Source organism: Dorea sp. YH-dor226, assembly GCF_039832105.1.
Taxonomy (GTDB): Bacteria; Bacillota; Clostridia; order Lachnospirales; family Lachnospiraceae; genus Dorea_A.
On record NZ_JBDOHS010000002.1, the window covers coordinates 38,429 to 50,245 of the forward strand.

Below are 11,817 nucleotides of genomic sequence, written 5' to 3' on the forward strand. Positions count from 1 at the left end.
TTATCCTCCTAACCGAAGCTGCGGACCTTAAAGTCACGCTGCGCTTCTCTCTGCTGATCCTTCTTCGCAATGTCCTGACGCTTATCGTATAATTTCTTACCTTTTGCCAGTCCGATCTCTACTTTTACCAGACTTCCTTTGAAGTATACCTTAAGCGGCACAATTGCCATTCCTTTTTCTTTTGTCTTGCCCATGAGTTTGTTGATCTCCGCTTTATGTAAGAGGAGCTTACGCACCCTCAATGGATCCTTATTAAATATATTTCCTTTTTCATATGGACTGATATGCATTCCGTAGATGAACACTTCTCCATTTTCAATGCGGATAAATGCTTCCTTGATACTGCATTTTCCCATTCGAAGGGATTTCACCTCCGTACCATGCAGGGCAATTCCCGTCTCATACGTTTCCAGAATAAAATAATCGTGATATGCTTTCTTGTTGTTGGCAACCATCTTACCATTGCTTTTCGCCATAATTCATATCTCCTTCATCTGCAATCTCAAAATCTATTGTCCGAAGCAGCCGGTCAGTACCTGTAACTCTGACTTTAAGCTTCTGACCCAGTTTATACACCTTATGTGTATGAATCCCTGTCATCTGATAATGTGTTTCATCATATTCATAATGATCATCTGTCATATTCACAACATGAACCAGACCTTCGATCGTGTTGGGAAGTTCCACATACATTCCCCATTTGGTAAGACCGGATACGACTCCTTCAAATACTTCTCCGATATGCTTCTGCATATATTCCACTTTTTTCAGCTTGATCGTTTCCCGTTCCGCCTCATCGGCCCTCCGTTCCATCTCGCTGGAATGCTTCGTCACTTCCGGAAGGATACTCTGATAATGCTCCATTTTCTCCGGAGTCATCCTGCCTCTTAAGTTATCCTTGATGATCCGGTGGATCTGAAGATCCGGATACCTGCGGATCGGGGAGGTAAAATGCGTATAATAATTCGCTGCAAGTCCAAAATGACCGGTATTCTCTGGCGTGTATCTTGCCTGCTTCATAGAGCGGAGTGCCAGTCGACTGATCAGTGCTTCTTCCGGTGTATTTTCTACTTTCGCCAGCAATTTCTGAATTTCTTTCGGGCGGATCTCATTCGTCCCCACATGCATCGAATATCCAAAATTATTGATGAATGTTGCAAGTGCCCGTATCTTTTCCTCATCCGGAGCTTCATGTGTACGGTATACAAACGGAAGTTCTCTCCAGTAATACTCCTCAGCTACCGTTTCATTGGCCAGAAGCATAAAGTCTTCTATGATCTTTGTTGCCACATTTCTGTCATAAGGGCGGATTTCAATCGGTTTCCCTGATTCATCCAGAATCATCTTGGTCTCCGGAAAATCAAAATCAATAGAGCCCCTCCGTTTTCTGCGCTCCCGGATGATCCCCGACAATTCTTTCATGAGACGAAACATCGGTACAAACTCCTGATATCTCTCGATTTCCTGCACATCCTCGTCTTCCAGTATCTTTTTCACACTGGTATAAGACATTCTACGATCCACACAGATCACCGTCTCTGCGATCTCATGGTCTGTTACATGTCCGGACATATCTACCTTCATGATACAGCTGAGTGCAAGCCGGTCTTCTCCTTCATTCAGAGAACAGATCCCATTCGAAAGCCTGTGTGGAAGCATGGGAATCACGCGGTCTACCAGATATACACTGGTCCCCCGCTCTTTTGCCTCCCGGTCAAGCGCACTGTTCTCCTGCACATAGTTTGTTACATCTGCAATGTGAACGCCCAGAAGATATCCATCCTCTTCCCTCGTCACAGACACTGCATCATCCAGATCCTTTGCATCTTCGCCGTCTATCGTCACCATCTGCCAGTTCCGGAGATCCCTACGCCCCGCCATGTCTGCATCACTTACGGGCTTTGCAACCCGATCGGCCTGATTCATGATCTTTTCCGAAAATCCTACCGGCAGATCATATCCTTTCACGATCGACATAATGTCCGTTCCCGGATCATTGACATGACCAATGATCTCTACCACTTTTCCTTCCGGCTTCTTACCAGGCTCACCATAAGAAGTCAATTCCACCACGACTTTATGACCATCCATTGCTCCTTTGGACTTTTCAACCGGCACAAAGATATCCTGTGCAATCCTTTGATTATCCGGAATCACAAAGCCATAATTCTTCCCGTGACGCATCTGGTACAACCCTACGACCTTTGTAACTCCCCGTTCCAGAATCCGTACAACTTTTCCTTCCCGTCTGCGTTCTTTCGGCTCCCTTATGATTACAATCTCTACTTTATCTCCGTCCAGAGCACCTCCGTCTTCCTTTTCATCAATATATACATCTGCGTCTTCTCCTTCGATGACAACAAAGCCAAATCCTTTCAGGCTTGCCCGATACGTTCCTGTCAGCCTCCTTGCCTCTCCCTTACAGTACTTTCCTTTTTTGGACAGATAGATCTTACCCTCCAGTTCCAATTCTTCAAGAATCTTTCTGAGATCATCCCTCTGTTCTTTTGAGACCTGCAGAAGAATGGCCATTTCCTTGAATTTCATGGGTACATACAAGTCGTCACAGATCAGGTCATAGACAACTTTTTTTCGTTTTTCATATAACTTATCCATACTTTCGCAGTCCCCCCTTATCTTTTTCTCCCATTAACCAAAAGAGACACTCCCTTACAGGAGTGTCCCACCATTTTCCTAAAAATATGCTAATCCTACGCAAATACTTTTAAATTCAACACTGCTGCCAGTACAATAAACAGAATCGCAAGGAATTTTGTAGACTTCACCAGTGCACCTTCAATAGAACGTCCCTTGTTCTGTCCCCAGTAAGAGTCAGCCATACCACCAATGGTACCAAGCCCCGCTGACTTACCTTCCTGCATTAATACGATCGCTGTCAATGCGATACAGTCTATTGCAAATATAATCATCAAAACAATTTTTAAAATTTCCACTTTTCACACCTCCTGCGGATAAACCACATTTATTCTAGCACAGGAGGCCTGATATAGCAAGACAAATTTGGATTGTGGCATAATCTTTTTATAGCGATTTGTTATCTCCCGTCGGCAAATGGATTTTCATACACCGCAACATCGGCAAGTCTTTCCTCTATTCTCAGAAGCTGGTTGTATTTTTCCACGCGTTCCGACCTGCACGGTGCTCCTGTCTTGATCTGTCCTGCATTAAAAGCAACTGCTATATCTGCAATCATTGAATCCGAAGTCTCTCCTGAGCGATGAGAAATGATCGTACGGTAACCGGCGTTCTGGGCCATCGTTATCGCATCAAATGCTTCCGTCAGTGTTCCGATCTGATTCACCTTGATCAGAATGGCATTGGCAACATTTTTTCGAATCCCCTTTTCCAGTCTTTTTGTATTGGTCACAAACAGATCATCTCCTACCAGCTGCGTATCCGTCCCCATTCTGGTTGTAAGCAGTTCCCATCCTTCCCAGTCATCTTCGTCCAGCGGATCTTCAATGGAGGCAATCGGAAATTCATCCGTAAGATCGATATAATAGTCAATCAGCTCCTCTACAGAACGGATCACTTTTCTACCCGTCATCTTACCTTCTCCCTCAAATACATATTTCTTAAAGTTCTTATCATACAATTCTGTTGCCGCTACATCCAGCGCGATCACCATATCTTCACCGGCTTCATATCCTGCGTCTCCTACTGCTTCAACAATATACCGCAATACTTCCTTCGCATCTTTCAAATCAGGTGCAAATCCCCCCTCGTCACCAACTGCAGTCGAATATCCATCCCTTTTAAGCAGCTGTTTTAATCTGTGATATACTTCTGCACACATCCGCAGTCCTTCCCGATACGACTGTGCTCCTGTCGGCATGATCATAAATTCCTGTATATCTATCGTATTATCTGCATGTTTGCCCCCATTCATGATATTAATCATCGGAACCGGCATTCTCTTGGCATTGGTACCTCCCAGATAGGAATACACAGGCATTCCCAGAGCCGTGGCTGCCGCTCTTGCGGCCGCCATCGATACCCCCAGGATCGCATTGGCCCCAAGATTAGACTTGTTCTTCGTTCCGTCCAGCTGAATCAGTATCTGATCCAATGCTGCCTGGTCATATACATTCATTCCGATGATTGCAGGTGCGATCTTTGCGTTGACATGATCTGCAGCGTGCTCAACACCCAGACCTGCATATCGTTTTTCGTGGTCTCTGAGTTCCACAGCCTCATGCTGTCCTGTAGATGCTCCCGACGGAACGCTTGCTCTTCCACAGAATTCATCTCCTGCCAGCAGTTCTACTTCTATCGTAGGATTTCCTCTGGAATCAAGGATTTCTCTTGCGTACACATCTGTAATCGGCAGATATTTATACATCATATTTCCTCCTTCCACAGAAAATATTATGTGCGAATTGCATAGTTATAATGCGGGTTTTTCTTATATTATTTCCGTTGACTTTTCATATAGTGAGCGTTACAATCGGATGTGGTAAAAGAATGGTTTTTCCATTACAAAAGAATTACATTGGGGAATGTTATTATGAAATCAAAATTAAAAAACTTTGCTCTTCTTACCGTCAGTACACTGATCATGGCGGTAGGTGTCTATTTTTTCAAGTTTGCCAACAACTTTACGTTTGGCGGCATCACAGGTCTGGCCGTTTTGATCGCCAGATTTTCACCACTTTCAGCCAGTGACTTTACTTTTATTGCTAATATGCTGCTTCTCCTGCTCGGATTCATCATTCTCGGCAAAAAGTTTGCGATCAAGACAGCCTACAGCAGCATTTTATTGTCTGTGTCTTTGTCTTTGCTGGAAAGACTCTGCCCGATGGACGGACCTCTGACCGACCAGCCGATTCTGGAACTGATATTTGCCATCGTGCTTCCTGCATTCGGTTCCGCGATTCTGTTCAACATCGGTGCTTCCAGCGGCGGAACAGATGTCATTGCCATGATATTGAAAAAGTATACCAGCGTCGATATCGGAAAGGCTCTGCTTTTATCTGACTTTTTAATCACGCTTGCCGGTTTCTTCGTATTTGATATTCAGACGGGTCTGTACTCCTTCCTGGGACTGACCATGAGATCAACGCTCATTGACAGCTTCATCGAAAGTCTGAACCGCTCCAAATACTTCAACGTTGTATGCTCGAATCCTGAGGATATATGTTCCTATATTAAAGATAAGCTGCACAGAAGTGCAACGATCGTTCTGGCACAGGGAGCATTCTCCGGCGAAGACAAATACATCGTCCTGACCGTATTAAGTCCGACAGAAGCTGTAAAACTTCGAAATTTTATCAAAGCCACAACACCGGATGCATTTCTTCTGATATCCAATACCAGTGAAATTATAGGAAAGGGGTTCCACTCTGTCTAGAGTGCAACCCGCTTTTTATTTCTCATATTTCTTTTTATACCAGAATTCCCTATTCGACAATCAATCCCTGATCTCTGATCACGTCGATTACCTGATCTACATATTTCGCACACAGTTCATCTGTTTCTGCTTCCACCATAACACGAATCACCGGCTCTGTTCCGCTTTCTCTCACAAGGATCCGTCCGTCATCTCCAAGCGCCTCTGCCACTGCGTCCACCGCTTTTACTACTTCCGGATTCTCACGTGCGGTCTTCTTATCTGCCACACGGACATTCTTCAGAAGCTGCGGATAGATCGTCACTTCTTCTGCAAGCTTTGCGAGGCTTATCTTTTTCTCCAGAATGACTTCCATGATCATGAGAGAGGTCAGGATCCCGTCTCCCGTCGTTGCATGTTTGCTGAAAATGATATGACCAGACTGTTCACCGCCAAGTGAATAGTTATTCTGAACCATATTTTCATATACATACTTATCACCGACAGCAGTCTTCTCATACTTCAGTCCGACTTTATCGCATGCCTTGTAAAGGCCCAAATTGGACATGATCGTTGTAACGATTGTATCACCGTTCAGACGTCCGTTCTCTTTCAGATACTTGCCACAGATGTAGAGAATCAGATCACCGTCAACAACATTTCCATTCTCATCAACAGCAATACATCTGTCTGCATCTCCGTCAAAAGCAAATCCTACATCCAGATGATTATCTTTTACGTACTGCTGCAGAACCTCAATATGTGTGGAACCACAATTCGTATTAATATTCGTTCCATCCGGCTCGCAGTTAATCACATACGTCTTTGCTCCCAGTGCATCGTATACACTCTTTGCAATGGCAAATGCACTTCCGTTGGAACAATCAAGCCCGACCTTCATATCTTCAAAAGAACGAGTTGCAAGTGAGATCAGATAACCGATATAACGGTTTCTTCCTGCTGCATAATCTACAGTACGGCCAATATTCTCCTTCTTAGCCAGCGGAAGTTCTCCCATCTCTCCGTCAATATAACTTTCAATCTTTGCTTCGACTTCTGCTTCCAGTTTATGCCCTTTTCCGTTGATTACCTTGATTCCGTTATCATAAAACGGATTGTGGCTTGCAGAAATCATGATTCCACAGTCAAAATTCTCAGTTCTTGTTACATATGACACACTTGGTGTTGTTGTTACATGAAGCAGATAAGCGCTCGCACCGGATGCTGTAAGACCTGCAACCAGAGCATATTCAAACATATAACTGCTTCTTCTTGTATCTTTTCCGATGACTACTTTTGCCTTATGATCCTGTCCGTAATACCATCCAAGGAATCTTCCCACCTTGAATGCGTGTTCTACTGTTAATACTTCATTTGCTTCTCCACGGAACCCATCCGTTCCAAAATATTTACCCATATTGATTAATCTCCTTTATGCAGTTTAACACATCTGCCGATTTTTTTGCACAATCAGCATCTACACCCTATCTATTATATATGCTTTTTCCACAATATACAACCCATAATACATCAGATACGGGACTCGTGTTCTAATTACAGAGGGTGCAGTATTCACACCTGCACCCTCATATCTATTCTGAGACTTTCTGAACTCTAATGATGGAACAGACGGATTCCGGTAAAGGACATCACCATTCCATATTTGTTACATGTTTCAATTACATTATCATCTCTTACAGATCCGCCCGGCTGTGCAATGAATTTTACACCACTTCTGTGTGCACGCTCAATATTATCACCAAACGGGAAGAAGGCGTCTGATCCAAGAGCTACATCTGTCATCTGATCCAGCCATTCTCTCTTGGCTTCTCTTGTAAATACTTCCGGTTTTTCCTTGAAGATCTTCTCCCATGCTCCGTCTGCCAGTACATCCATATAGTCCTCTCCGATATACAGATCGATCGCATTGTCTCTGTCTGCACGTCTGATGGAATCCACAAACGGAAGATTCATTACCTGCGGTGCCTGTCTCAGCCACCAGTTGTCTGCCTTCTGTCCTGCCAGTCGTGTACAGTGGATTCTGGACTGCTGTCCCGCACCGATACCGATTGCCTGTCCGTCTTTTACATAACACACAGAATTGGACTGTGTATACTTTAAAGTAATCATGGAAATCGCCAGATCGATCTTTGCCTGTTCTGTCAGATCTTTATTCTCTGTTACGATATTGGCAAAAAAGTCATCATCGATCTTCAGTTCGTTTCTTCCCTGCTCAAATGTAATTCCGAATACATCCTTATGCTCCAGCGGCTCCGGTACATAATCCGGATCGATCTGGATCACATTGTAATTACCGTTCTTTTTCTGCTTCAGGATCTCCAGCGCCTCCGGCTCATATCCTGGTGCAATCACACCATCAGACACTTCTCGCTTGATCAGTTTTGCAGTATCCACGTCACATACATCAGATAAAGAGATAAAATCTCCGAAAGAAGACATACGATCTGCTCCTCTGGCTCTTGCATATGCACTGGCAAGTGGGGATAATTCTCCAAGATCATCCACCCAGTAGATCTTGGCAAGTGTATCGTTTAATGGAAGTCCGACTGCGGCACCTGCCGGTGATACATGCTTGAATGAAGTTGCTGCCGGAAGTCCCGTTGCTTTCTTAAGCTCACTTACCAGCTGCCATCCGTTAAATGCATCCAGGAAATTGATGTATCCCGGTCTTCCGTTCAGTACCTGAATCGGAAGCTCCTGTCCGTTAGCCATATAGATCTTTGATGGTTTCTGATTTGGATTACATCCATATTTTAATTCTAATTCTTTCATGTCTGATCTCCTTACTGATTCTTATTTACAATCCTGGTTTCGTATGTGCCTGTTGCAATATCAATATAACGAACAAATAATGACACTTTGTTGTCTTCATTCAAACTGTTCCATAACGTCTCTGTGAAAGCATCCATATCATCCGGAATCGCAATCAGTTTCGGTTCCCCTTCAAAGCTCGGAAGAGGATTGCCGTCACACTGATAGGTATGAATAAAATGGCCCTCTCCTGCTGCCGGATTCTCATACGCAAATGTATAGCGATTGCAGCTCTGCGGGTTTCCGTTATTACTCTTCAAAATTGACATGGCATAATTGTAGTTTCCTTTTTCAATATGCATAATACCTGAGATCCTTGGTGTATAATTCGGACCATCCGGTTCAAATTCTCTGCTTCTCAATGACTGTTCAAAAGTCATCTGCCGGTCCATGCCTTCATAGATCGTATCTGTCTGGTCTCCATTTGTTACAATTGTCTTATTACCCAATACGCGTACCGGCGCATAGATGATAAGACTTGGGTCTGTCAGCTTTGACGGATCATATGCCTGCGTACGGATTCCCTCTCCGTCTTCCACAAAGATCCGATTACGGCTGTTCTCACTTCTTCCCATGATAAAATATGCTGTCACCGCTTTGGTTCCGTCCGCGCTTTTTCCTATGATGATTCCGCGTCCCGGATAAGAGTTACTCTGCAGTTCTTTCTCAATTGATAACATTTCCATGAATACGTCTCCTTTTCATTGGTATTTTGACCTGTTATTCTATTATATATAATATAGATACGTTTTTCCAGTCATAATTTGAAGTTATGACATAAACTCCCCATGTTATGTATCACAATCTTTTTTCTCTCCGACCGTTTCTCCCGGCCTTACGATCCGTCTGACCCACTCTTTCCTGATCTCCCACAGATTGCCGCATACATTAAAGATGGTCCATTCATCAATCTCAAACGCACGCTTCCAGCTTTCCCGAATTCTTTTTACTTCCTCCGGATACATCCCCTTATATCTTCCTTCAAAGAATTCAAATCCATTTACCACCCCAAGCTCTTTGAGATGTTGCTTATATGCTTTTTCATCCTCCGCATCCTTCGGAAGATAGATACGGTTCAGCACATAGTCCCATTTTACATCATCAAAGTATATGATCTGATCTTCCGGAACTTCCAGTTCATACACTACCGTTCCCGGAATCGGCTTCAGACAATTCTCCACACTGATGGAGCACCAGATTGGTGCATGCACATCCTCCGGCTTAGGCACCCTCTTTGCCGCCTCTTGTGTAAACCAGTCATAACTTTCCATAAAAAGCGGAGCAATATCCCCAAAATGCATCTCCACATAGACACGGTGATTGATAATCCTTCCGTCTCGTTCCAGCTGATACAATGTCTTATCGTTCTGTCTTGTATACAGCTTTACCATCTTCTGATTCATCCGTTCCCCTCCTGTCTGACGTCCGTTTTCTGTTATTTCCAGATTATCAAAAACCGAAAGAAAGAGCAAGTCTTCTGCATCACTTATCCGCAAAAGGTCAATTGCTTGATTCTGAATTTCAAAAGATTTAATATAATTAAAAAGTGCAGATCCATATATGATCCGCACTTTTTCTCTTTATCAGAAGTTATCCCTGCACATCCTTTTTTGTACATCTGTCTACGATCAAACAAAGAATGATGGTAATCAACATATCCGGAAGAGTATTCCCAACCGGCATATCAACATGCATGAGGAAGCGATATACAACAAATCCAATCACCCATACTGCCATATTGGGGATATTTACGGTTCTACTGCTTGCGTCCTTCTTAAGCAGGAAGAAATCTGCAATCTGAATTGCGATCATCGGTGCAAATACAGAACCGATCAGATACAGAAAGTCTGTAATGTTATCCATAGGGTATATAATTGCCCCGATCGTTCCGATGACCGTAACTATGACAGCAATATACTTTCCATTCCAGACTGAGACAATAGACTCACTGGATATTCCGGCAGAATATGCATCCAGAAACGTTGTTGTAACCGTAGAGAAAACGATAATCAAAAGTCCTGCGATTCCAAGTCCCGCTTTTACCATAATCTGCGCAATATCATATTCTCCGGTATAGATTGCGGCACCCATACCGATCACATACATCCAGCTGCTGACGATTCCATATGTAACTGCACTGACAGCCGTTGCCTTTACCGGCTCTTTTGCCTCTCTGGTATAGTCACTGATCAGCGGAAGCCAGGATAATGGCATTGCCACAGACAGCTCCACTGCCGCACCGAACGTCATACTTTCGTCTGATGCAACTCCGACTGCACCACCGCCAAAAAAGATGACTTTACACAGGATAAGTGTCAGAATGAACAGTGCTGTCATTGCTACCACATTTACCTTTCCAAGATTCGTAATGCCAATCAGGATCCAGAGAATGATCAGTACACCGATCACCAGACACCAGACCCATCTGCCGGTGCTGATCACTCCGTCTGCTGCCAGTGCGCCGTCATAGATCATAATTGCAGTCCATCCGACCAGCTGAAGTACATTCAAAACAGAAAAGAGCAGACTTCCTTTCTGTCCGAAGCTCATCTTTACCGTTTCCATTGCGCTGCGTCTTGCCTTTCCTCCGATCACACCTGCGAGAAACAGCATGATACATCCGATCACATGACCCAGAACAATTGCAAGAAGTCCTTTTCCAAATCCCAGCGGAGCCAGATAGGTTCCTGTCAGTATCTCCGCAATGGATACTCCTGCACCAAACCAGATCAGGCCATTTTCAAAGATAGAGGTACGCTTTTCTTCCATCATTAACGTTCCTCCTTTTCGTCGCATAATTGCGTATATTTACTGCTGATATCAAAACCATGATTCATCGGACCGCTTCCTTGTCCCAGATCAAGCATCGCACCGAGTGCACCGGAAATATAGTCCTTTGCGCGCTCCACAGCCTCATCCAGACCATATCCTTTTGCAAGATTTGATGCAATCGCACTGGAAAGTGTGCATCCGGTTCCATGTGTGTTCGGATTATCAATTCGTTTACCATAAAACCACTGATATGCCCCATTGCGATACAACAGATCATTCGCATCATTCAACTGATGTCCGCCTTTACATAATACCGCACAATGATAAGTCTCACTGATATACTTCGCAGCGGATATCATATCATCTTCCGTTTTTACATGCATTCCCGACAGAACTTCTGCCTCTGGGATATTCGGAGTCAAAACCGCCGCCATCGGGAGCAGGTATTCTTTTAATGTAGCGATTGCCTCATCACTGATCAACTTGGATCCACTGGTCGCTACCATAACCGGATCAACCACAATATTCTTTGCATTGTAACTTTTTAGTTTCTTTGCAATCATTTTGATTAACTCACTGGATGAAACCATTCCAATCTTCACTGCATCCGGATAGATATCTGTAAAGATACAGTCCAACTGTTCTGCCAAAAATTCCGGAGTCACCTCCATGATTCCTGTTACGCCGGTCGTATTCTGTGCAGTCAGGGCAGTGATCGCGCTCATGGCATACACACCATTCGTGATCATCGTCTTGATATCTGCCTGGATGCCGGCGCCTCCGCTGGAATCGCTTCCAGCGATTGTTAATGCTGTTCTCATAATCTCTACTTCCTTTCGTCTTTCGCATTAATTTTATAAAGC

The 11,817-nt window shown here is 44.0% G+C and carries 11 protein-coding genes; 1 reads left to right on the forward strand and 10 read right to left on the reverse strand.

All coding sequences use genetic code 11. The annotated features are described in order from the left end of the window. Positions 1–8: 8 nt before the first annotated feature. The 4 genes from smpB to eno form a co-directional block, all read right to left on the reverse strand. Positions 9–476, reverse strand: coding sequence for an SsrA-binding protein SmpB (gene smpB, locus ABE547_RS02000; protein ID WP_235250607.1), 468 nt, complete (start codon positions 474–476; stop codon positions 9–11). Then, the gene (gene rnr, locus ABE547_RS02005) at positions 457–2,616 is read right to left on the reverse strand and encodes a ribonuclease R (protein ID WP_347377197.1); all 2,160 of its coding nucleotides are present in this window, start codon (positions 2,614–2,616) and stop codon (positions 457–459) included. Before rnr ends, smpB begins: the two co-directional genes overlap by 20 nt. 95 nt (positions 2,617–2,711) lie before the next feature. Continuing rightward, positions 2,712–2,954, reverse strand: a complete 243-nt coding sequence (secG, locus tag ABE547_RS02010) for a preprotein translocase subunit SecG (protein WP_235250605.1) — start codon at positions 2,952–2,954, stop codon at positions 2,712–2,714. Positions 2,955–3,055: 101 nt separating this feature from the next. Next, positions 3,056–4,363: a phosphopyruvate hydratase gene (gene eno, locus ABE547_RS02015; protein WP_347377432.1), complete on the reverse strand. Its 1,308-nt coding sequence runs from the start codon at positions 4,361–4,363 to the stop codon at positions 3,056–3,058. Positions 4,364–4,528: 165 nt separating this feature from the next. On the opposite strand from eno, the gene ABE547_RS02020 reads away from it, so the two are divergent. Next, on the forward strand, positions 4,529–5,371 hold the full coding sequence (locus tag ABE547_RS02020) for a YitT family protein (RefSeq protein WP_347377198.1): 843 nt from the start codon (positions 4,529–4,531) through the stop codon (positions 5,369–5,371). A gap of 49 nt (positions 5,372–5,420) precedes the next feature. Here the strand turns inward: ABE547_RS02020 and glmM are convergent, their stop codons facing one another. The 6 genes from glmM to thiD all read right to left on the reverse strand — a co-directional run bounded on the left by glmM (position 5,421) and on the right by thiD (position 11,775). Beyond that, the gene (gene glmM / locus ABE547_RS02025; RefSeq protein WP_347377199.1) at positions 5,421–6,767 is read right to left on the reverse strand and encodes a phosphoglucosamine mutase; all 1,347 of its coding nucleotides are present in this window, start codon (positions 6,765–6,767) and stop codon (positions 5,421–5,423) included. A 197-nt stretch (positions 6,768–6,964) separates the two neighbouring features. Beyond that, positions 6,965–8,143: a phosphoribosylaminoimidazolecarboxamide formyltransferase gene (locus tag ABE547_RS02030; RefSeq protein WP_347377200.1), complete on the reverse strand. Its 1,179-nt coding sequence runs from the start codon at positions 8,141–8,143 to the stop codon at positions 6,965–6,967. An 11-nt stretch (positions 8,144–8,154) separates the two neighbouring features. After that, entirely contained in the window at positions 8,155–8,868 is a 714-nt protein-coding gene (locus ABE547_RS02035) for an IMP cyclohydrolase (RefSeq protein ID WP_347377201.1), read from the reverse strand. 105 nt (positions 8,869–8,973) lie between these two features. Continuing rightward, positions 8,974–9,585 (reverse strand): DUF3841 domain-containing protein, encoded by a 612-nt coding sequence (locus tag ABE547_RS02040; RefSeq protein WP_347377202.1) that lies wholly within the window; start codon positions 9,583–9,585, stop codon positions 8,974–8,976. A gap of 187 nt (positions 9,586–9,772) precedes the next feature. Further along, a complete protein-coding gene (cytX, locus tag ABE547_RS02045; protein ID WP_347377433.1) occupies positions 9,773–10,951 on the reverse strand; it encodes a putative hydroxymethylpyrimidine transporter CytX in 1,179 nt (392 codons plus the stop codon). Positions 10,952–10,953: 2 nt separating this feature from the next. Next, positions 10,954–11,775 carry a bifunctional hydroxymethylpyrimidine kinase/phosphomethylpyrimidine kinase gene (gene thiD / locus ABE547_RS02050; RefSeq protein ID WP_347377203.1) on the reverse strand — a complete coding sequence of 274 codons (822 nt, stop codon included), beginning with the start codon at positions 11,773–11,775 and terminating at the stop codon, positions 10,954–10,956. Positions 11,776–11,817: the final 42 nt, after the last annotated feature.